We start from the raw sequence: 21,794 nt of genomic DNA, 5'->3' as shown, positions 1-21,794 counted from the left end.
CCAAGGGTTAACTGGAGGCCTCGGCATCGGCTTCGGCGAACGCTTCACGGGCGAGCCGGAAACTGTCTACGGCAGCGGGGACACCGCAATAAATACCGACCTGAAGCAGAATTTCGCGTATTTGTTCACGAGTCAGTCCGTTACGCAAGGCGCCACGTACATGCAGCTTGAGTTCGTGAGGCCGATTGAGGGCCGAAATCATGGCCAAGTTTATCATGCTGCGCTCTTTAAGCGACAAACCCTCACGGCCCCAGACATGGCCCCAGCAGTACTCGGTGACCATTTCCTGCAGCGGCCGAGAGAAGTCGTCGGCGTTCTCGATGGAGCGTTTCACGTAGGCTTCGCCCAGCACCTGGGTGCGGATTTTCAGCCCCTGTTTATATTTCTCGTTGCTCATCACTATGCTCCGACTGCAATCCTTGTGGGAGCGAGCCTGCTCGCGAAAGCGGTGTGTCAGCCAGCATCATTGTTGAGTGTGCGGCCGCATTCGCGAGCAGGCTCGCTCCCACAGGGTTTTTGAGTAAACCCGTCAAGCCAGGGCGGGCAAAGGGCCCAGCTTGCCTTTGTGATAGATCATCGGCGTCACCGGTTGCTCGGGCAGAATCAGGTTCTTCACCGCACCGACGATGATCGCGTGGTCACCGCCGTCGTATTCGCGCCACAGTTCGCACTCGATGATCGCCGTGGCGTTGCCCAGCAGCGGATTGCCCAGTGCGCTCAAGTGCCAGTCGATGCCATTGGCCTTGTCCTTGCCTTTACCGGCAAACGCATAGGCTTCGGCGGTCTGGTCGGCGGACAGCAAGTGAATCGCGAACTGCTTGCTGTCGCGCAGGATCGGGTACGTGTCGGAGGCATAGTTGGGGCAGAACAGCACCAGTGCCGGATCAATCGACAGCGCACTGAAAGCGCTGGCGGTAATGCCGACGATGCCGCCGTCCGGGTCCAGGGTGGTGACCACCGTGACCCCGGACGGGAACGAGCTCATGACGTCTTTGTAAATGCCGGGTTCGATCATTTCGTCAATCTCCTAGCGCATCACGAAGGGGTCAGGCATCGGTGCCTGGGAGAGGTTGATCCACACTGTTTTCAGCTCGGTGTAAGCCAGCACCGAATCGATGCCGCTCTCGCGTCCATAGCCGCTGTTCTTGAAACCGCCGATCGGCGCCATGGCCGACACGGCGCGGTAGGTGTTGACCCAGATGATCCCGGAGCGCACGTCCCGGGCCAGGCGATGAGCTCGGCCCAAATCGCGAGTCCAGATGCCGGCGGCGAGGCCGAACTGCGAGTCGTTGGCAATCGCCAACGCTTCGGCTTCATCCTTGAAACGAATCACCGAGGCCACTGGACCGAAGACTTCTTCCTGCATGATCTTCATCGAGTTGCGGTCGCATTCGAACAAGGTCGGCTCGTAGAACCAGCCATCGCCCAGATTCTGCGGACGCTTGCCTCCCAGGCGCAGGCGCGCCCCTTCGGCGATGGCATCGGCCACCAGACCTTCGACCACGGCCAGTTGCTGCGCGGTGGCCATCGGGCCCATTTCGCTGCTGTCTTCCTGCGGGTTACCGATGCGGATGCGTTTGGCGCGTTCGACCAAACGATCGACAAACTCATCGTAGATTTCGTCCTGCACCAGCAACCGCGAGCCGGAGACGCAACTCTGACCGGAGGCCGCGTAGATCCCGGCAATCGCGCCGTTGATCGCGCTGTCGAGGTCGGCGTCGGCGAAGATAATGTTCGGCGATTTGCCACCCAGTTCCAGCGACAGCTTGGCGAAGTTCTCGGCGCTGCTGCGCACCACATGCCGTGCCGTCGCAGCGCCGCCGGTGAAGGCGATTTTGCGGATCAGCGGATGGCGGGTCAGGGCCGCGCCAGTGCTTGGGCCGTAACCGGTGACGACGTTGACCACCCCCGGCGGGATGCCGGCTTCCAGCGCCAGACGCGCCAGTTCGAGAATGGTTGCCGAAGCGTGCTCCGATGGTTTGATCACGATGGTGTTGCCCGCCGCCAAGGCCGGGGCGAGTTTGATCGCCGTCAGATAAAGAGGGCTGTTCCACGGAATGATCGCCGCGACCACGCCCATGGCTTCGTGCACGGTGTAGGCAAACAGATCCGGCTTGTCGAGGGGCAGGGTGCCACCTTCGAGTTTGTCGGCCAGGCCCGCGGTGTAGTGGAAGAACTCCGGCAAGTAGCTGACCTGTCCGCGGGTTTCGCGGATCAGCTTGCCGTTGTCACGGCTTTCCAACTGCGCCAGGTGTTCCTTGTTTTCGGCGATCAGATCGCCCAGGCGCCGCAGCAGTTTGCCGCGGGCGGTGGCGGTCAGACCGCGCCAGGCCGGGCTGTCGAAAGCCGTCTGCGCCGCTTGTACGGCGCGCTCGACGTCGGCTTCGTCGGCATCGGGCAGTTCGGCCCAGGCTTGGGCCAGGGCCGGGTTCAGGCTTTCAAAGGTCTTGCCGGACAGGGCATCGACCCATTCACCGCCGATGCACATCTGGAAGCGTGCGAGTGTCATGCAACGATCCCCTTTATTTGGTTTTGTCGGGAGTGCGCCGTATCGAGAAACTCCAGCAGCAGCTGGTTGACCAGGCGCGGTGATTCTACGGGCATCATATGCCGCTGCTCGGCGAGCACGGCAACTGTCGCGCCGGGAATACGTGCGGCCAATTGCTCGGCCATTTCCGGTGTCGAACCCGGGTCCAGTTCTCCGGTGGCGATCAGTGTCGGCACCTGAATGCTGCCCAAGTCGTCAGCGCGGTACATGTCCTGGGTCGCGAACAGCTCATAGGTGGTCAGGTAACCCTGCGGGTCATTGTCTGCCAGGGTTTGGCGCAAGGCCGCAATCTGCGCCGGATTGGCCGCCTGATATTCGCGGCTGAACCAGCGCGACAGGGCGGCTTCGGCGTTGGCATCCGGTCCGTGCTCGGCCGCTTGAGCGGTGCGGGCGATGACGCCGGCACGCTGTTCGGGGCTGCGATTGAACACGCTGTTGAGCACCACCAGGCCTTGCAGGCGTTGCGGGTAATGCAAGGCAAATGCCCGCGCGACCAGCCCTCCCATGGAAAAACCGATCACCGTCGCCTGGGGCAATTGCAGGTGATCGAGCAGCTCCAGCAACTGGTCGGCATAGCCGAGCAGGGGGGTGCCGCTTTCCGGGCGCGGGCTGGCGCCATGGCCCAGCATGTCGTAGGCAATCACGCGGTACTTCGTGGCCAGGCCAACGACCTGGCCGCCCCACATTTCTTTGTTCAGGCCCACGCCGTGGATCAAAACCACGGGCTGGCCTTGGCCGGTCGCCAGGTAACTGGTGCCAGCCGGGGTGAGTTCAGCGGTGAGCCGAATCATGGAGCGCTCCTGCATGCCTTTTTGTTGTTCTTACCGACCTTGATTACTGGGCGTTTTCAGCGGCCAGCTCTTCCAGGTCGATGTAACGGTTGCCGATGCGTGGGTGCAGGCGGCCGCCATCGGCGCAACCCAGTACCACCACGATTTCGTCGGCACGCGGTGCATCTTCAATTTTCATTTCCAGGGTGATGTAGTGCGAACGCAGGCCTTCGTCGTCCTTGTGCATCATTGGAATCTGGATCGAAGTGCCCGGGCCGCCGCGCTTGTTGGTGAAGCTCAGGTAGCTCTTGGCTTTCACCGCTTCGCGGTAATGGTTACCGAAGCGCAGGGTGTGGATGACGGCGGAGGCGTGTTCGATTTCACCGTCGGCGCCCACGACAGCGGCCTTGCCGTAAGCCTCGATCTTCTCGGCGCCGCCGATGATGCCGACCAGACGCTCAACCATCAGCGCACCGAGGTCGGAGCAGTTGGCGCGAATTTCCGGTTTCAGGTCTTCGACAAAGCCGCGACCCAGCCAAGGGTTTTTTATCACGACGGCCAGGCCGACCATGGTCACTGGTTTATCGGTGGCCTTGCCGCCTTCGATAAAGGTTTCTTCGACATAGCTGACGATCTTGCGGATTTCGAAACTCATGAGCTGCTCCGTGTAGGGTGAGAGTGTCTGTGCGTCTGATGGTATACCATAATACCGGTAGCGCAAGTCCCTGAAATGAGTTTCTGGTCGGACGGTGGTGAAAAGGGAGAAGGGAATGGCTGTTGCCAATAAAAAACCAAAAAAAACCCGGCTGATAAGGCCGGGTTTTCCATTGAGTATTAATGTCTGCTACCGCGAGATGATCCCGTGATCGATCGCGTATTTGACCAGGGCCGCCGGTTTGTCGATGTTGAGTTTGCGCCGGATGCTCAGGCGATGGGTTTCTACCGTGCGAACGCTGATGTCCAGTTCGCGGGCCATCTCCTTGTTGTTCAGCCCTTGAGCCATCTTGTACAACACCTGGCTCTCGCGCGGTGTCAGCTCGTTGTCGGTATTTTTATCGGCGATGAGCCGCTGGGCGATCTCGGCACTGTAGAACGTGCCGCCACTGGCAATGGCTTCGATCGCCGCGATGATTTCCCGCGACGGCGAGTTCTTCAGTACATAGCCGCTGGCCCCCGCGCGAACGGACTCACTCACGTATTCATTATTGTCGTACATGCTGAGCACCAGCACCTTGAGCGACGGGTACTGGCTGCGTAACACCCGGGTCAGCTCGAGCCCGTTCATGTCCCGCAGGCTGATGTCGACCAGCAACAGGTCCGGTTGGCAGCGTCCGACCATTTCAATGGCATCCGCGCCACTCTCGGCTTCGCCCACCACTTCCAGGGGGGCCATGACCGCCAGCAGCGCTTTGATCCCGTCGCGGACCAGGGCGTGATCGTCGACCAGGGCGACGCGGATCGGGTAGGGCAGGTTCATCGCGGGTATTCACTCTTGTTGTCAGGGGGTGATTCAGCGTGTTGTACCGGGCATTTTCATTGGCAGCCAAACGTCCAGCTCACTTCGTCCCGGCATCGAGATCAGGTCGAATCGTCCACCAAAATGCTCGACCCGCTCACGGATATTACGCAGGCCAATGCCCGCGTGACGACGTTCGACCTGGGCGACGTTGAAACCGATACCGTCATCGACCACCGTCAACCGTATGGAATCTTCGGACCCGTGCAGGGTAATGGAGACGTTTTTAGCCCGGGCGTGTCGTTCAATATTAGTCAGGCCTTCTTGCACGATGCGAAACAGCGAGACCGCTGCCCCGTCGACCAAGTGACAGTCGAATTCGTTGTCGTTATAGGTCACCACCAAGCCGCTGCGTTGCTCGAATTCTGCGGCGAGTTGACCGATCGCCGCCGGCAGGCCCAGGGTGTCGAGCAGCGAGGAACGCAGGTCGTGAGAGAGGCTGCGCACCTCGCCAATCGCTTCCCCCAGGCGTTCCGTGGCATCTCTCAGCGTACTCAAACCCTTGTCGTGTGCTTGCCCATTCTCGAGCAGATGGCTGGCCAGTTCGAACTGGAATTTGATGGAGACCAGTAGCTGGCTGATGCCGTCGTGCAGTTCACGGGAAACCCGTGAGCGCTCTTCCTCTTGCAAGCTGACGATACGCTGAGTCAGGCGCTGAAGTTTTTTGTCGGCGAGGCGATGCTCGCTGACGTTCAGCGTCATGCCGCTGGCGAAGACAAACAGCACCGCCACGAGGGCCACCGCGGCAATCGCCAGCATGGTTTTACGAATGCCCTGGGCCACTTCGTCACGCGCCTGTTGGGTTGCGCGCTCAACGTCTTCAAGGTAGATGCCGGTGCCGAGCATCCAGCCCCAACGATCCAGCATCACCACATAGGCGAGCTTGTCGGTCACCTGGCCGGAAGAGGGTTTGTTCCAGGCATAGCGTTGAAAGCCTTCGCCCGATTGCGCGCTTTTGAGCAACGCCTGGATCACGGGCAAACCGTGAGGGTCCTTCATGTCCCACAGGTATTTGCCCACCAGCTCGGACTGGCGCGCGTGCATCAGGCTGCGACCTTCGTGGTCGTAGACGAAGAAGTAGCCATTGATGCCAAAGCTGAGCTTGCGCAGTTCTTCCAGCACTTGTTGCTGTGCGTGTTCGTCACCGTGGCCGTCGTCGTACAGCGGCTCGATCAGGCTTTGCGCCATTTCGACGTAGTTCTTCAGTTCGGCGCGCTTGCTGGCCAGAATGCTGTCTTCGATCAGTTGTGCCTGTTGTTCACCCAGTTGCCGGTTCATGGAGATTACCAGCGCGCAGATGACGGCGATGGCCAATACCAGCGGCAGAATCCCGAGCGCGACGATTTTGTGTTTGAGCTGCATCTTGGCTCCTGACCGGGCTGAGGGGAGGCTAAGGCCCGGCATCATATGCCAAAGATACGCGCGTCCAGTAGCGGTGCTGGACGGAATGACCTGTGGCTGGGGTGTCAGTCAGTCTGTAGGAGCTGAGCTTGCTCGCGAAGGCGGCCTGACAGCCGACCATTTTCTTTGAGGTGTACATATCCATTTCTGCGGTAACGGCCGCTAATGGTTTCGCCCTTACGGCGAGTCCCTTTGGCAAACGCCCCAAAGGAACCAAAGGTCTCGCCCCGAGCGTCCGGCCCCTCGCTTGGGCTCGGCGTGCCTTCGCTCCGGTATCCATCCGGGGACACTGCCCTCCGGTCTGCTGCGCGACGACCTACATGCAGCGTGTTCGACTGCGTCGAACGGCGCTGCGCGCTACTCCCCGGATGCACACCTCCACTCAGCCTCCCGAGGGGGCGGGTGGATCAAGATCAAGAGCTGCAGGCGAGCTAACGCTCGGCCTGTTGAGTGGTGAGGGGCGAAAGGCGAAAGGCGAACACCGATCCCCTGTGGGAGCGAGCTTGCTCGCGATGGCGGTGTATCAGGCGACATCAATTCAGTGTCATCTACGTAGAACTACGTAGACCCCGCGTACGTAGTAACGCGGATTTATTTGTAGACGGCATGCGGGGATATTGGGCCAGCTCCGCACAGCGGACACAATTATAAAAATTACCGCCGCAGTCCACTGGCTGTCGGCAGGAGACACGCTATGCCCCGTCTGGCTAAACACCTCGCCTGGTTTGCCGTGGCTGTCTTGGGAGCGTTTGCGCTAAGTGTCGTGGCCCTGCGCCGCGGCGAAGCGATCAATGCCCTCTGGATCGTAGTCGCAGCAGTCGCTATTTATCTCGTCGCATACCGCTACTACAGCCTGTTCATCGCCACCAAGGTGATGCAACTCGACCCCAATCGTGCCACGCCGGCTGTCGTTAATAACGATGGTCTGGACTACGTGCCGACCAACAAACACGTACTCTTCGGTCACCACTTCGCAGCCATTGCTGGTGCGGGGCCGCTGGTCGGTCCGGTCCTGGCGGCGCAGATGGGCTATTTGCCCGGCACGCTGTGGCTGATTGCCGGCGTGGTGTTGGCCGGTGCCGTTCAGGACTTCATGGTCCTGTTCATGTCCACCCGCCGCAACGGTCGTTCCCTCGGCGACATGGTCCGTGAAGAAATGGGCCGCATTCCCGGGACCATCGCGCTGTTTGGCTGCTTCCTGATCATGATCATCATCCTCGCGGTGCTGGCGCTGATCGTTGTGAAAGCCCTGGCCGAAAGCCCGTGGGGTATTTTCACGGTGATGGCGACCATCCCGATCGCGATGTTCATGGGCATTTACATGCGCTACATCCGCCCGGGTCGCATCGGTGAGATCTCCGTTGTCGGCGTGTTGCTGCTGCTCGGTTCGATCTGGCTGGGCGGGCAGATTGCCGCTGATCCGGTTTGGGCCAAGGCCTTTACCTTCACCGGGCTCCAGATCACCTGGATGTTGATCGGTTACGGTTTTGTCGCCGCGGTATTGCCGGTGTGGCTGATTCTGGCGCCGCGGGACTACCTGTCGACCTTCCTGAAAATCGGCACCATCGTGGCCTTGGCGATCGGCATTCTGATCACCATGCCCGACTTGAAAATGCCGGCACTGACTCAGTTCGTCGACGGTACCGGGCCGGTATGGAAGGGCGGTCTGTTTCCGTTCCTGTTCATCACCATCGCCTGTGGCGCGGTTTCCGGTTTCCACGCGCTGATTGCTTCCGGCACTACGCCGAAGTTGTTGGCCAGCGAAGGCCATGCCCGTTACATCGGTTACGGCGGCATGCTGATGGAATCCTTCGTGGCCATCATGGCGATGGTTGCTGCGTCGGTGATCGAACCAGGCGTGTACTTCGCCATGAACAGCCCGGCGGCGCTTGTCGGCTCTGACGCTGTTTCGGTGGCTCAGACCGTCAGCAGCTGGGGCTTTGCGATTACCCCGGAAGCGCTGCAAGCGGTGGCCAAGGACATCGGTGAAACCACCATCCTGGCCCGTGCCGGCGGTGCGCCGACCCTGGCGGTTGGTATCGCGCAGATCCTGCACCACCTTCTGCCGGGTGAAAACACCATGGCGTTCTGGTACCACTTCGCGATCCTGTTCGAAGCGCTGTTCATTCTGACGGCCGTCGATGCCGGTACCCGTGCCGGACGCTTCATGCTGCAGGACTTGCTCGGCTCCTTCGTGCCAGCGCTGAAACGCACCGAATCCTGGACCGCCAACCTGATCGCAACCGCCGGTTGCGTGGCGATGTGGGGGTATCTGTTGTATCAGGGCGTGATCGATCCGCTGGGTGGCATCAACACCTTGTGGCCGTTGTTCGGTATCTCTAACCAGATGCTGGCCGGTATCGCGCTGATGTTGGCGACCGTTGTGCTGATCAAAATGAAACGCCAGCGCTACGTCTGGGTCACCATGTTGCCCGCCGTATGGCTGCTGATCTGCACCACCACCGCCGGCTTCATCAAGCTGTTCGATGCCAACCCGGCGATCGGTTTCCTGGCCTTGGCCAAGAAGTACAGCGATGCCCTGGCCAACGGTCAGATCCTCGCCCCGGCGAAGAGCATCGACCAGATGCAGCACGTGATCTACAACGCCTACACCAACGCAACGCTGACCGCGCTGTTCTTGCTGGTGGTCTTCAGCATCCTGTTCTTTGCACTCAAGGTCGGTATCGCCGCCTGGGGCACTAAAGAACGTACGGATAAAGAAGCGCCATTCCAGGCTCTGCCGGACGCTTGATCGAGGATTGCAGCATGTTCAATGACCTGAGTCGCCTCGGTAAATACCTCGGTCAGGCCGCGCGCCTGATGGTCGGGATGCCCGACTACGACACCTACGTCGAGCACATGCAAACCAAGCACCCGGACAAACCGGTGATGAGTTATGAGGTGTTCTTTCGGGAACGCCAGGAAGCTCGTTACGGAAGCAAGGCTGGGCCGAAGTGCTGTTAATGGTGGGTGGCAGTGATGCCACCTAAATAGTTAATAAAAAACCCGGCTGATGAGGCCGGGTTTTTTTTGAGTGAATGGTATTGGCCGATCCGTGTTGAGTCAGCTTGCGGGGATGGTTTCGAGCGTTTCGAGATCCAGCAGGGTGAAATAACCCCGGTCCGGCCTCCAGCCACCCGTATCGATGTGAATCACATTGCCAAGGCTGACGGGCATGTAAAGCGGCGTATGCCCTACGACCAGTGCGCGCAGGCCTTCAATGCCATGCGTCTCCTGCTGATCGATCCGCCTTCGTGACCACATGCAGTAGTGCTGGACCTCCTGCAGACGCCTGTGGCTTTCCGGCGACTCCAGTTCCTTTCGCAGCTGCTGCCATGATGGAAATGGACAATCGGCGTGCACGATACCGATCAGGCCGTGTGCCGTTTCGACTTCGATCGCGATAGGGAGCTTGGCGAACTGCGCCGCGAATGCTTGCTTCTCGAATAGCGACAGGCCCGTGAACCATGAGCCCCCGTTGAGTATCCAACTGTCGATGTCGCAGGTATCGAAATACACCACGTAGTCGTCATGGTTGCCGAGCACCGGGTGGAACCATGGTTTGTCCAGCCAATCGAGCGCGTCATGGCACTCGGGCCCGCGGTCAATGAGATCGCCAACACTGAACAGGCGATCTACCAAGCGGTTGAACCCGGCTGCATCCAGAGCGTCCTGCAACCGAGTGAAATGGCCATGAATGTCACCGACCGCGAAATCTCGGCCGGCAACGTTTGCGGCGAAGTGCTTCACGCGCGACATCTCTACAGTTTCGAGCATGGGAATGCCACTCCGGCAGCTCCCCAACGGGCTAGTCAGTTGAGTTTAGGCCAAGAAGTGGGACTCGACCTTACCGCGCCGGCAGGCAGACCTTACCGCCTGCCCAACGGCTGCCCGGATCAAACACCGTCAGAGCAAGTAGGCCGTTGCTTGCCCGAAATGGTTGTCCTGCACTCCGGCGATAAGGTGCAGAGGCATGTGTTGCGCATCCATGGATGGAACTTCGAAACTGTCCACAATCTGGGTGTGGCGCTCACTCAGCCCGGTTGACTCTTCGACAAGAGCCTTGGCCATTCTCGCGTGGTTCGCTGCGATTTCGTTGAGAGTTGACACGTTACATCTCCCGGTGACTGACCAAGCGCATCGCTGGCGTCCTAAGCGTTAATTAAAGTGCAGTCGCGTCAGAATTACGTCGTTCTGGGGCTGCTACGAGCGTCTTCTGCAAACCTTAAGCCAGGAATAGTCAAAAAAATCGCGTAGCTTTTTTGATGCGACGAATGGTGGTGGCTGGCTGCTAAGGGGATATTTCCTGAGCCTATAAGGAGCTTATAAGGCCGGGAAAAAGGTGATTAGACGTGCCGAAGTTGTTTTGTTAAAAAAATAGTGCATGGCTGCTAATGACACGCCAATGCATCTCCATTCGGTTAGATGGAAATCGCCCAACATTGAGCTGGGCAATGATCAATGGGTCTGATGCCGATACAGGGATAAGTAACTGCGACTTTGGCCAACTGCTCGCGCACAGACATTGGGCTCATTGATCCCCTTTCTCTTCCACAGGTTGATCCTTTCGAACGAACCACATCGCACAGCGTTCTGCTGGTTGCTCGGGTGACGCCGCGCTACAGTTACCCTTTTTTGGACAAGGAAGAACCATGTGGATTTTGAAAGTAGCAGCGACTCGGCCGATTTTCCGCCAATGGCTGATCACTGCTTCTATCGGCCTTTTTGCAGTGGCAGGCGGTGCACAGGCTCAAACCTCACCACAGGCGAACCAGGAGATAAAGGGCTTGCTGGATTTTGTGGAGCGCAGTGAGTGCAAGTTCGTGCGCAACGGCAGTGAATATCCTGGGCCCGAGGCTCGGGCACATCTCGAAAAGAAGCTGAATTATCTCGAAGGCAAGAACCTGGTGAGTAGCGCAGAAGACTTCATCGATCTCGCTGCCACTAAAAGCAGCATGAGTGGCAAAGCCTATGAAGTGCGTTGCTCAACAGGCGTCCAGCCGACGAGCACCTGGCTGAAGACAGAGCTACAGAGACAACGCCAGCTCCATTGAGCCTACTCCCCCCCGAAACCGGGTACATATCCGTTTCTGCGGTGATGGCTGCTGGCGGTTTCGCTTTTACAGCGAGTCACTTGGAAATGTATGGTCAGCCCATCTCCTGCAACCTCATCGGCTGTTTTCGGTAAAGCTGGCTTGCGCTAATGTATCCGGGCTCATTGTGAGCGTTGCGGTAACAACGCTCGGCCCTCGATGAGTAGCCGCTCCCGACTGTCCTAAAAAAGCCCTCAGCCTTTAAAGCTGATTTCCATGCCAGGTTCTCAGTCGGGCCATTTGCCGTTTACTGTCATCAGTCGGTGACGTCGCAAAAGCCGGTGATAAAGCTGTAGTTTCAAGCGTTCGGATGTGGGTTGTACTGGCCACCCTTGGCCAGTACCGCCCACACAATTCGCGCCAGTTTGTTCGCCAACGCACACGCTACGACATTGGAGTGCCGACGCGTCAGCAGCTCCCGAACCCAAGACCCTAGCGCATCCTCTCGTTTGTCGATACGCAGCATGATTGATCGCGCGCCTTGTACCAGTAATCGACGTATGTGCTTGTCGCCGCGCTTGCTGATCCCCAGTAACACCGTCTTTCCACCCGTTGAATACTGCTTTGGCACCAACCCTAACGAAGCGGCAAAATCGCGCCCACTGCGATAGTTCGATGCATCACTCATGTCCGCCAGTAATGCGCTGGCGGTGATGGGGCCGATGCCAGGAATGCTCTGCAAACGGCCGCCGGTATCATCTTCTTTCAACTGCTGATTCAGGTCGGACTCGATGTCCTTGATTTCATCATTGAGCTGTTGAATTTGATGATGCAGGCGCATTACCAAGCCCTTGAGACGCAATGGAACCGGGTGCTGCGGGTCGTCCAACAGCGCCGGCACGCGGTGCAACGCAGCGACGCCAATGGGCAGGCTGATCCCGAACTCCAGCAGAAATCCGTGAATTTGGTTGGTCGCGACGGTGCGATGGCCAATCAATGAATCGCGGACACGATGCAGGGCCGAAAGCGTTTGCTGTTCTGCGGTTTTGATCGAGCAGAAGCGCATGGCGGGGCGGCTTGCCGCCTCGCAAATCGCTTCGGCATCAATGAAGTCGTTTTTGTTGCCTTTGACGAACGGTTTGACGTACTGCGGGGCAATCAGCTTCACCTCGTGGCCCAATGCCCTGATCTGTCGAGCCAGCCAGTGAGCGCCGCCGCAAGACTCCATCACCACCGTGCAGGCGGGTAATTGGACCAATGTGCTGAGTAATTGGCCTCGGCTGGTTTTCTTGCGCAATACCTGATGACCTTTGGCGTCCTGGCCATGCAGGTGGAAACTGTGTTTGCCAATGTCGATACCCAGAAGCGTCATCGTGTTCATGAGAGATCCTCCGACAAAAACGAGAAAAGCCCTGCAAGCGTAAACCTGCAGGGCTTCTCGGTCAGGCTGACCATCTCATTAAGCCCCAAGTAACCAAGGGCTCTTGCCCCTCCATTCGGTGCCTCGCTTAGGCTCGGCATGCCCTCACTCCGGCATTGCTCCGGGGGCCCGCCGCCATCGGCCATCCATGGCCGGGGGCGGCTACCGCGGCATCCTTGCCGCGGTGCCCCCTGCGCAATACCTGCGTTCGGCCTCTGGGAAAGGGGCAACAGATCAAAATCAAAAGCCAAAGCTAGATCAACAACACTCCGCGCTCACCGCCTGATCGTTCCCACGCTCTGCGTGGGAATGCCGCCGGGGACCCTCCGCGTTCCGCTGTCGACGCAAGGCTCGAGTCCTGCGCACTGGTGACGCGGAGCGTCACGGGATGCATTCCCACGCGGAGCGTGGGAACGATCAAGAAAGAGCTGCGAACACCTGCTTCTCACCACTCAACAGGCCGAGCGTTAGCTCGCCTGCAGCTTTTGATCTTGATGCACCGCCCCCTCGAGAGGCCGAGTGGAGGTTCTGCGCAGTGGGCAACCCGGCATGGATGCCGGGTTAGCCGCCCCCGGCCATGGATGGCCGATGGCGGCGGGCCCACGGAGCAGGACCGGAGCGAGGGCATGCCGAGCCTAAGCGAGGCACCGAACGACAGGGGCAGAAGCGCTTTGGTTACTTTCGCGCTTTTCGAAAGTGACCCGCTGTAAGAGCCAGCCCTTTCAAGGTCTTCGTTTAAAATCCCCCAAAACTCCAGTCAGGGTGACGAAAACGATGTGGGCAGAAGTTCTAGCGCGGTTTGAAAAAAAGGCACCGGCCAGTGTCATGGTCAAGTTGGCACTGGAGCATGCCATTCCTGCTGAGTGGGTTGATCAGGTGTTTGAAGAGCATCGTCAACGCCAGTACCCGCGTGAGCTTTTGTTTTCGACCATCGTTGAGCTGATGTCCCTTGTTTCATTGGGCCTACGGCCTTCCTTACATGCCGCTGCGCGCCAGATGGATGCTCTACCGGTTACCTTGGCGGCGCTCTATGACAAGGTCAGCCGCACAGAACCGGCATTGCTGCGAGCCTTGGTCACCGGCAGCGCAGAGCGCTTGGCTCCGACGATAAAAGAGTTGGGCTGTTCAGCCATTTTGCCCGGCTGGCAGCTGCGCATCGTTGACGGCAATCACCTGCCGTCTACCGAAAAACGCTTGGGGGCTTTGCGGCGTGAACGAGGCGCGGCTCGGCCGGGGTTTTCGGTAGTGGTTTACGATCCTGACCTGGATCAGATCGTTGACTTGCAGCCTTGCGAGGATGCCTACGCCAGTGAGCGCGTCAGCGTGCTGCCGTTGTTAGCCTGCGCCAGTGCAGGACAGCTGTGGATGGCCGATCGGCTTTATTGCACGCTGCCCGTCATGCAGGCCTGCGAGGAAGCGAGCGCTTCATTCATTATTCGCCAGCCAAGTAAACATCCAAGGCTGATTCAGGAAAGCGACTGGCAAGAAGCGATGCCTGTCGACGCCGGAACAGTGCGTGAACAAATTATCGAACTCAAAGGCGGCTACCGCTGGCGCCGAGTTGAACTGAGCCTGCAAACACCTACCGAATCAGGCGACTGCGTGATGTGGTTCTGGAGCAACTTGCCCGACACCATCAGCGCTGAGCAAATCGCCGACTTATACCGTCGTCGCTGGAGTATCGAAGGGATGTTCCAGCGCCTTGAATCGGTGCTGGACAGTGAAATCGAAAGCCTCGGCTCTCCCCGGGCGGCCTTGTTGGGTTTTGCCTCAGCGATCTTGGCCTACAACGTTCTGGCGGTTCTCAAACGTAGTGTGGAGCAGGCTCACTGCGAGACGCAGCCTGAAGGTTGGGAAGCCTCGACCTTCCATCTGGCGGTGCAAGTGCGTAGCGGTTATGAGGGCATGCAGATCGCGTTGCCCTCAGACTACCTGTCACTTCAATCGACCTCAGAAACGCTGGCAAAGCGGCTGTTAGCGCTGGCCAGGAATATCAAGCCTAAGCAGGTCGCCAAAAGCATACGTGGTCCAAAAATCGCCAAGCCCAAGGAATGGCTGGAGGGAAAGGCTGCCAATGCTCATGTGTCGACCGATCGGGTGCTTAAGGCCCATAAAGGGAAAACACCTTGAAAGGGCTGGCTGTAAGAGCGGAACCATAAGCCGCCGTGACCGCAGAAACGGATATGTCCCCCAACCTTAAGGAACAGCATCAGGCCCACTCGCCGGGCTTTCTCGTTTCCGGGATTCGTACACGCACGCAGTTGTCATGAAATGAAAAGCCATTGTCGTCTGATGAGAAGCGACTCGTCAGACGGCGTCCTACAGTCCAATCAGCGCAATTCGACGCAGCACGCCCATCTTGCAGATTGGAGAATAAGAAAAAATGGCCAAAGCCGTACGCTTCTACGAAACCGGTGGTCCCGAAGTCCTCCGTTATGAGGAAGTCGAAGTGGGCGATCCCGGTCCAGGCCAGGTTCGACTTCGTCATGTGGCGGTCGGCCTGAACTATGCCGACACCTACTTTCGCAATGGCACTTACCCGATCCCGATGCCCAATGGCATGGGGGTTGAAGCCTCCGGAGTGGTCCAGGCCATCGGCGAGGGGGTTACCAATGTCCGCGTGGGTGATCGCGTCACCTACACCGGTTTTCTCAATACACTGGGGGCCTACAGCACCGAGCGTCTGATCCCGGCCGCGCCGCTGATCAAACTGCCGGAAACCATCAGTTTCGAGACCGCCGCGGCCATGACCATGCGCGGCCTGACGTCGTCGTACCTGATGCGGCGCATTTACGATTTCAAGGCTGGCGACAGCATTCTGTTGCACGCCGCCGCTGGTGGTGTGGGCCTGATCGTTTCGCAGTGGGCCAAGCTGCTCGGCCTGACCGTCATCGGCACTGTGTCCACCGAGGTCAAGGGTGAAATCGCCCGGGCCCATGGCTGCGACCATGTCATCAACTACAGCCATGAAGACGTTGCCCAGCGCGTTCGCGAGTTGACGGACGGCATGGGTGTCAACGTGGTGTTCGACAGCGTCGGCAAGAACACCTTCATGGGCTCCCTGGATTCGCTCAAGCGCCGCGGCCTGATGGTGTGCGTCGGCACGGCATCCGGTCCGATCCCGGCCTTCGACCCGGTGATGCTGGCGATGAAAGGCTCGTTGTTCATGACCCGCCCGGCCCTGGCCGACTACATCGCCGACCCGGCGGAAAAAGCCGCGTTGGCGGGCGAGTTGTTCGACCATGTCGGCAGCGGTCGGATCAAGATCGAGATCAACCAGCACTACGCTTTGCAGGATGCCGTCCAGGCCCATCGCGACCTGGAATCACGCAAGACCACGGGCTCGTCGATTTTCGTCATTTAAGGGAGTCGTCTGCCATGAAAGTCGAACAATTGACCTGCAGCATTGGCGCCGAACTGATTGGCGTCAACCTTGCCGACGCGGTGCATGACGATGGCCTGTTTGCCGAGATTCGTGCGCAATTGCTCAAGCATCGCGTGGTGTTCCTGCGCGACCAGGACATCACTCGCGCCGAGCACGTGGCCTTCGCCCGCCGCTTCGGCGAGCTGGAAGATCACCCGGTGGCGGGCAGCGACCCGGATCATCCGGGGCTGGTGCGCATCTACAAGAACCCGGACCAGCCGGCGGACCGTTATGAAAACTCCTGGCACAGCGATGCCACCTGGCGTGAGGCCCCGCCGATGGGCTGCGTGCTGCGCTGCGTGGAGTGCCCGCCGGTGGGCGGCGACACCATGTGGGCCAACATGGTCGAGGCCTACGCGCGCTTGCCGGAAGACGTGAAGGTGAAGATTGCCGACCTGCGCGCGCGCCACAGCATCGAAGCCAGCTTCGGTGCCGCCATGCCGATTGAAAAGCGTCTGGCACTGAGGGCGATGTACCCGGACGCCGAGCATCCGGTGGTGCGTACTCACCCGGAAACCGGGGAGAAGGTGCTGTTCGTCAACGCCTTCGCCACTCACATCAGTAACTACCACACCCCTGAGCGGGTGCGTTTCGGCCAGGACGCCAACCCGGGCGCGAGCGAGTTGCTGCGCTACCTGATCAGCCAGGCGTACATCCCCGAGTATCAAGTGCGCTGGCGCTGGAAGCCCAACAGCATCGCCATCTGGGACAACCGCAGTACCCAGCATTACGCCGTCATGGATTACCCGCCGTGCCATCGCAAGATGGATCGCGCCGGGATCATCGGCGACAAGACTTACTGATCGACCCCTTCTGCATTCGCACTCGTAAAGACGTCTGCCCGGCACGATCCCGGGTGGGCGCGACAATCATAAAAACAGGAGTAACTCATGCAATTCTTCGACGATTCCCTGCACCCGGAAAACATGGATAAGGTGGTCATCACGGTGGCCCCGTACGGCCCGGAATGGATGCCGGAAGACTTCCCCGAAGACATCCCGCTGACCATGGACGAGCAGGTGCAAAAAGCGGTCGAGTGTTATGAGGCCGGTGCCACGGTTCTGCACCTGCATGTGCGCGAACTGGACGGCAAGGGCTCCAAGCGCCTGTCCAAGTTCAACGAGTTGATCGCCGGTGTGCGTGAAGCCGTGCCGGACATGATCATCCAGGTCGGTGGTTCGATTTCCTTCGCGCCGGAAAGCGATGGCGAAGCCGCCAAGTGGCTGTCTGACGATACGCGACACATGCTGGCCGAGCTGACGCCAAAACCGGATCAGGTCACGGTGGCGATCAACACCACCCAAATGAACATCATGGAACTGCTGTATCCGGAATACCTGGAAGGCACGTCCCTGGCCAATCCCCTGTATCAGGCCGCCTACAGCGAAATGACCGTACCGGCAGGCCCGGCCTGGGTCGCCGAGCACCTCAAGCGTCTGATGGACAACGGCATCCAGCCGCACTTCCAACTGACCGGCATGCACGCCATGGAAACCCTCGAGCGCCTGGTGCGCAAGGGCGTCTACAAGGGCCCGTTGAACCTGACCTGGATCGGCATCGGCGGTGGTTTCGATGGCCCGAATCCGTTCAACTTCTTCAACTTCATCCACCGCGCACCGGATGGTTGCACCCTGACCTCCGAGTCGCTGCTCAAGAACGTCATGCCGTTCAACACCATGTCGATGGCCATGGGCATGCACCCGCGCGTGGGCAATGAAGACACTATTATTGATCACAAGGGCGATCGTTTCGGCTCAGTTGCGCAGATCAAGCAGACCGTGCGCATCGCTCATGAACTGGGTCGCGAAATCGCCACCGGCAAAGAAGCCCGCGAGATCTACCGCATCGGCGTGCAGTACCAGAGCATCGAAGAAACTCTGTTGGCCAATGGCATGGCCCCCAACCGCAAGGCCGGGCAGAAAGGTGTGCCGCAACGCGGCTGATCGGTAGACGAAGGGGAGGTCAATGGCCTCCCGCTCGCTGCACTGCAACACGCTTGATAACAACAATAAAACGAAGCTTTGAGGAGGCTGCATGGCCTTTCACCCAATCGCCGCAGACGATGACGACTGTGCTGTCGGTGTTGCGCGTCCGTATGCCTGGATCGTCTTCGCACTGACGTTCGGGCTGTTGATTTCCGATTACATGTCGCGCCAGGTACTGAACGCGGTGTTCCCGATGCTCAAGGGCGAATGGGCCTTGAGCGACGGCCAGCTCGGCCTGCTCAGTGGCATTGTCGCCTTGATGGTGGGGCTGCTGACATTTCCCTTGTCATTGCTGGCGGATCGCTTTGGCCGGGTCAAGAGCCTGGCGCTGATGGCCTTGCTGTGGAGTCTGGCGACGCTGGGCTGCGCCGTGGCGCAGGACTATCAGCAGATGTTCATTGCACGGTTCATGGTCGGCGTCGGCGAAGCGGCGTACGGCAGCGTCGGCATCGCGGTGGTGATTTCGGTGTTTCCCAAACACCTGCGTGCAACGCTGGCCAGTGCCTTCATGGCAGGCGGTATGTTCGGTTCGGTATTGGGTATGGCGCTGGGCGGTGCAATCGCCGCCAAGCTTGGCTGGCGCTGGTCGTTCGCCGGCATGTCGCTGTTCGGCCTGCTGCTGGCGGTGCTTTACCCGGTCATCGTCAAGGAAGCACGCATTGCTCCGCAACGTGCCTCCCTGGCGGCGAACAAGGCGGCTGCAGCGGTCAAGCGTCCATTGCGTACGCTGTTTTCCAGCCGCTCGGTGATCGCTGCCTACATCGGCAGTGGCTTGCAACTGTTCGTCGGCGGCACCGTCATTGTGTGGATGCCCAGTTACCTCAATCGTTATTACGACATGGCCACGGACAAGGCGGGCGGCGTCGCGGCGATCATCGTGCTGTGCAGCGGTGCGGGGATGATCCTGTGCGGCATGCTCAGCGATCGACTGTCGCGCCATTCGCCGGAGCGCAAAGTCGCCTTGGCCATCGCCTATTGCCTGGGCAGTTGCCTGTTGTTGTCGGCGGCATTCGCACTGCCGGCAGGGCCTGTGCAATTGGTGCTGATCTGCCTCGGCATGTTGATTGCCGCCGGCACGACCGGCCCTTGCGGAGCGATGGTTGCCAACCTGACCCATTACTCGGTCCACGGCACGGCCTTCGCCACGCTGACCCTGGCCAACAACATGTTGGGGCTGGCGCCTGGGCCGTTCATCACCGGCAAGGTGTCCGACCTCATCGGCTTGCAGGCTGCTTTTCAATTAGTGCCGCTGGTCAGCATCGCGGCTGCGGCCGTGTTCTTTTATGCCAAGTGTCATTACCACAAGGACATTGCCCGGCTTAAGGGCGAGCAAGTCCACGATTCGATGAGCAAAGCAGTGTTAGAGGTGAAGTTGTGAGTGGTCGTTTACGTATTGATGTGTTCTTCGATTTCATCTGTCCCTGGTGCCTGATCGGCAAGCGTCAACTGGAACATGCGCAGGTACAGTTTCGCAGTCGCCAACCGGATGTGCAGATCACCACGGTGTGGCATGGCGTGCAGTTGCTGCCTCAGTTGCCGGTACAAGGTGAGCCCTTCGCCGACTTCTACCGCAAACGCCTGGGCAATGCCGACGCTATGACCATGCGCCAAGCCCAGGTACAGCAGGCTGCCGCGGCGGTTGGACTGACCCTCGACCTCAGCCACATCGAGACGATGCCCAACACCGCAGACGCCCACCGTTTGTTCGAACGAGTCAGCGTACTGGGCAATGCTACTCAGCGTGAAATGTTGCTCGAACGGCTGTTCACCGCTTATTTCCGCAGACGCGAAAACCTGGGATGCCGCGAGACCTTACTCGCCATTGCCCGCTCCTGCGGCGTCGATACGGACGTGGTGCTCGATTGCCTGAAGGGCGACGCCACGCCATTTGATGGCTTCCCCGGCGCGACCAGTGGCGTGCCGAGCTTTCAGTTCGACCGTCGCATGACGGTGATCGGTGCACAACCTGCTCAGGCATTGCTCGGGGCCATGAGCCAGGCACTGAAAGAAAGTGAACTCGAGCGGCAACCTGCATGAACCGGCGTATCCCTGTGCCTGCCGGAAAACTCCCGCAGGCGGGCGGTCGTGCACTGTTCGAATTCGATGACAAAAGCCTGGCGTTATTCAACGTCGAAGGTGACGTGTTCGCCATCGACGACAGTTGCCCGCACCAGGGCGCCTCGCTGTGTGGCGGACGCCTTGAGGGGCGGGTGATTCAATGCTGCGCCCACGGCCTGCGCTTCGATCTGCGCAGCGGTTACTTGCTCAATTCCACTGCTGTCAAAGTCGCCAACTACCCGGTCGAGATCATCGACGGCCAGGCGTTCATCGTCATCGTTCCCGAGGAGGCCGCGCCATGAGCGCCATCGCTCTCACCCGTATCCACAGCCGAACGCGCGAATTGGCGCCGGGCTTTATCGTCAGTCTGATCGTTGCAGCTGCTGCGTCCTTTTTGTCCGAGCACTACGGCGCGCCGGTGATGCTGTTTGCCTTGCTGTTGGGCATGGCGCTGAACTTCCTGGCCGGTGACGGCGCCTGCAAGGCCGGCATCGAGTTCACCGCACGCACTGTGTTGCGCATTGGCGTGGCGTTGCTGGGTATGCGCATCACCCTCGAACAGATTGCCGCGCTGGGCTGGAAGCCTGTGGCGCTGGTGGTGATTCTGGTGGTGGTGACCATCGGCGTTTCAGTGATCGCGGCCAAGGCGCTGGGGTTTCAGCGTTTGTTCGGCATGCTCACCGGTGGGGCCACTGCAATTTGTGGTGCGTCGGCGGCGTTGGCGCTGGCGGCGGCATTGCCCAATCACCCGCAGAAAGAACGCGCGACGTTATTCACGGTGATCGGGGTGTCGGCACTGTCGACTTTGGCGATGATCGTGTACCCGATGATTGCCAACTGGCTGTCGTTGTCGCCACAAGTGGCGGGCGTGTTCTTGGGGGCGACCATCCACGATGTCGCCCAGGTCGTCGGTGCCGGTTACAGCATGTCGACCGAGACCGGCGATACGGCCACGGTGGTCAAGCTGATGCGGGTCGCCATGCTGCTGCCGGTGATCGTCTGCGCCGCCATGATTACCCGCATGCAGGGCGCCGACCCGACCGGAAAACGACCGCCGCTGCTGCCATGGTTCGCCGTCGGGTTTCTGATTCTGGCCTGTATCAACAGCACCGGATGGGTGGCCCCGGCGGTGCAGGGATCGGTCAATGAACTGTCGCGTTGGTGCCTGGTGGTTTCCATCAGCGCCTTGGGTATGAAGACCCAGCTCAAGGAGCTGGCGGCGGTGGGCATCAAGCCGATCCTGTTGATGGTGGGGGAGACGGTGTTCCTTGTCGTGCTGGTGCTGTTGTTGCTGCGTTGGGGTCTCTAAGTCCGGTCACGAATACTGGCTGCGACGCATCTTTTGTAGCAGCTGGCGAAGCCTGCGTTCGAGGACGAAGTCCTCGCAAATCCGGTATGCGCGGGTTGACTGACACACCGAGCTGCATGGTTTTACGACTGCTACGCAGCCGGACGCAGCCTCGCAGGCTCGGCAGCTGCTACAGAGCTGCACTGCGGTCGACTCCTAGTCGCAGTGGGGCTCCCGGCCGGTGTCATAAACACCGGTTCTTTTGCGGCGACTGTACCAGCAGTCGCCGCTTTTTTTTTGGGGTAAAACCCTGTAGCAGCTGCCGAGCCTGCGAGGCTGCGTCCGGCTGCG

General features: G+C 59.7%; 21 protein-coding genes. 11 read left to right on the top strand and 10 right to left on the bottom strand.

The window, feature by feature from the left end; all coding sequences use genetic code 11:
- Window positions 1-7 precede the first annotated feature (7 nt).
- The 7 genes from AC3IUE_RS19600 to AC3IUE_RS19570 form a co-directional block, all read right to left on the bottom strand.
- The gene (locus AC3IUE_RS19600; RefSeq protein ID WP_489263407.1) at window positions 8-397 is read right to left on the bottom strand and encodes a carboxymuconolactone decarboxylase family protein; all 390 of its coding nucleotides are present in this window, start codon (window positions 395-397) and stop codon (window positions 8-10) included.
- A 132-nt stretch (window positions 398-529) separates the two neighbouring features.
- A complete protein-coding gene (locus AC3IUE_RS19595) occupies window positions 530-1,015 on the bottom strand; it encodes a flavin reductase family protein (protein ID WP_033057760.1) in 486 nt (161 codons plus the stop codon).
- Window positions 1,016-1,027: 12 nt separating this feature from the next.
- Complete coding sequence (locus tag AC3IUE_RS19590) at window positions 1,028-2,509, bottom strand: aldehyde dehydrogenase (protein WP_033057762.1); 1,482 nt, start codon at window positions 2,507-2,509, stop codon at window positions 1,028-1,030.
- Window positions 2,506-3,339, bottom strand: coding sequence for an alpha/beta fold hydrolase (locus AC3IUE_RS19585; protein ID WP_046049786.1), 834 nt, complete (start codon window positions 3,337-3,339; stop codon window positions 2,506-2,508). Before AC3IUE_RS19585 ends, AC3IUE_RS19590 begins: the two co-directional genes overlap by 4 nt.
- Window positions 3,340-3,382: 43 nt before the next feature.
- The gene (locus AC3IUE_RS19580) at window positions 3,383-3,973 is read right to left on the bottom strand and encodes an amino acid synthesis family protein (RefSeq protein ID WP_046049787.1); all 591 of its coding nucleotides are present in this window, start codon (window positions 3,971-3,973) and stop codon (window positions 3,383-3,385) included.
- A gap of 189 nt (window positions 3,974-4,162) precedes the next feature.
- Window positions 4,163-4,795, bottom strand: coding sequence for a response regulator (locus AC3IUE_RS19575; RefSeq protein WP_033057767.1), 633 nt, complete (start codon window positions 4,793-4,795; stop codon window positions 4,163-4,165).
- Between the two features lie 33 nt (window positions 4,796-4,828).
- Window positions 4,829-6,196, bottom strand: coding sequence for a cache domain-containing protein (locus AC3IUE_RS19570; RefSeq protein WP_489263405.1), 1,368 nt, complete (start codon window positions 6,194-6,196; stop codon window positions 4,829-4,831).
- Between the two features lie 733 nt (window positions 6,197-6,929).
- Here AC3IUE_RS19570 and AC3IUE_RS19565 point away from each other — a divergent pair.
- The gene (locus tag AC3IUE_RS19565) at window positions 6,930-8,987 is read left to right on the top strand and encodes a carbon starvation CstA family protein (RefSeq protein ID WP_046049790.1); all 2,058 of its coding nucleotides are present in this window, start codon (window positions 6,930-6,932) and stop codon (window positions 8,985-8,987) included.
- A gap of 14 nt (window positions 8,988-9,001) precedes the next feature.
- Window positions 9,002-9,199 (top strand): YbdD/YjiX family protein, encoded by a 198-nt coding sequence (locus AC3IUE_RS19560; protein WP_007900300.1) that lies wholly within the window; start codon window positions 9,002-9,004, stop codon window positions 9,197-9,199.
- Window positions 9,200-9,298: 99 nt separating this feature from the next.
- On the opposite strand, the gene AC3IUE_RS19555 is transcribed toward AC3IUE_RS19560, so the two are convergent.
- Both AC3IUE_RS19555 and AC3IUE_RS19550 read right to left on the bottom strand, forming a co-directional pair.
- Complete coding sequence (locus AC3IUE_RS19555) at window positions 9,299-10,012, bottom strand: metallophosphoesterase (RefSeq protein ID WP_489263404.1); 714 nt, start codon at window positions 10,010-10,012, stop codon at window positions 9,299-9,301.
- 129 nt (window positions 10,013-10,141) lie between these two features.
- The gene (locus AC3IUE_RS19550; protein ID WP_046049793.1) at window positions 10,142-10,345 is read right to left on the bottom strand and encodes a hypothetical protein; all 204 of its coding nucleotides are present in this window, start codon (window positions 10,343-10,345) and stop codon (window positions 10,142-10,144) included.
- Between the two features lie 542 nt (window positions 10,346-10,887).
- On the opposite strand from AC3IUE_RS19550, the gene AC3IUE_RS19545 reads away from it, so the two are divergent.
- Window positions 10,888-11,289: a YfeK family protein gene (locus AC3IUE_RS19545; RefSeq protein WP_489263403.1), complete on the top strand. Its 402-nt coding sequence runs from the start codon at window positions 10,888-10,890 to the stop codon at window positions 11,287-11,289.
- Window positions 11,290-11,626: 337 nt separating this feature from the next.
- On the opposite strand, the gene AC3IUE_RS19540 is transcribed toward AC3IUE_RS19545, so the two are convergent.
- Window positions 11,627-12,649 (bottom strand): IS110 family RNA-guided transposase, encoded by a 1,023-nt coding sequence (locus AC3IUE_RS19540; protein WP_489263402.1) that lies wholly within the window; start codon window positions 12,647-12,649, stop codon window positions 11,627-11,629.
- A gap of 864 nt (window positions 12,650-13,513) precedes the next feature.
- Between AC3IUE_RS19540 and AC3IUE_RS19535 the strand changes: the two genes are divergently transcribed.
- The 8 genes from AC3IUE_RS19535 (at window position 13,514) to AC3IUE_RS19500 (ending at window position 21,464) form a co-directional block, all read left to right on the top strand.
- Window positions 13,514-14,818 carry an IS4 family transposase gene (locus AC3IUE_RS19535; protein ID WP_489268870.1) on the top strand — a complete coding sequence of 435 codons (1,305 nt, stop codon included), beginning with the start codon at window positions 13,514-13,516 and terminating at the stop codon, window positions 14,816-14,818.
- A 253-nt stretch (window positions 14,819-15,071) separates the two neighbouring features.
- Window positions 15,072-16,052, top strand: a complete 981-nt coding sequence (locus tag AC3IUE_RS19530) for a quinone oxidoreductase family protein (protein WP_489263401.1) — start codon at window positions 15,072-15,074, stop codon at window positions 16,050-16,052.
- Between the two features lie 14 nt (window positions 16,053-16,066).
- On the top strand, window positions 16,067-16,915 hold the full coding sequence (locus tag AC3IUE_RS19525; protein ID WP_046049435.1) for a TauD/TfdA dioxygenase family protein: 849 nt from the start codon (window positions 16,067-16,069) through the stop codon (window positions 16,913-16,915).
- An 87-nt stretch (window positions 16,916-17,002) separates the two neighbouring features.
- Complete coding sequence (locus tag AC3IUE_RS19520; protein ID WP_489263400.1) at window positions 17,003-18,055, top strand: beta-keto acid cleavage family enzyme; 1,053 nt, start codon at window positions 17,003-17,005, stop codon at window positions 18,053-18,055.
- 91 nt (window positions 18,056-18,146) lie between these two features.
- Complete coding sequence (locus AC3IUE_RS19515; protein ID WP_489263399.1) at window positions 18,147-19,475, top strand: MFS transporter; 1,329 nt, start codon at window positions 18,147-18,149, stop codon at window positions 19,473-19,475.
- On the top strand, window positions 19,472-20,134 hold the full coding sequence (locus AC3IUE_RS19510; RefSeq protein WP_489263398.1) for a DsbA family oxidoreductase: 663 nt from the start codon (window positions 19,472-19,474) through the stop codon (window positions 20,132-20,134). The genes AC3IUE_RS19515 and AC3IUE_RS19510 overlap by 4 nt, the downstream gene beginning before the upstream one ends.
- A complete protein-coding gene (locus AC3IUE_RS19505) occupies window positions 20,131-20,457 on the top strand; it encodes a Rieske (2Fe-2S) protein (protein ID WP_095129699.1) in 327 nt (108 codons plus the stop codon). The genes AC3IUE_RS19510 and AC3IUE_RS19505 overlap by 4 nt, the downstream gene beginning before the upstream one ends.
- A complete protein-coding gene (locus AC3IUE_RS19500; protein ID WP_489263397.1) occupies window positions 20,454-21,464 on the top strand; it encodes a YeiH family protein in 1,011 nt (336 codons plus the stop codon). Before AC3IUE_RS19505 ends, AC3IUE_RS19500 begins: the two co-directional genes overlap by 4 nt.
- Window positions 21,465-21,794: the final 330 nt, after the last annotated feature.

The sequence above is a fragment of the Pseudomonas sp. GL_093 genome (genome assembly GCF_057837605.1).
The sequence above is the reverse complement of the archived record's forward strand: the minus strand, read 5'-3'. Positions and strand labels throughout refer to the sequence as shown.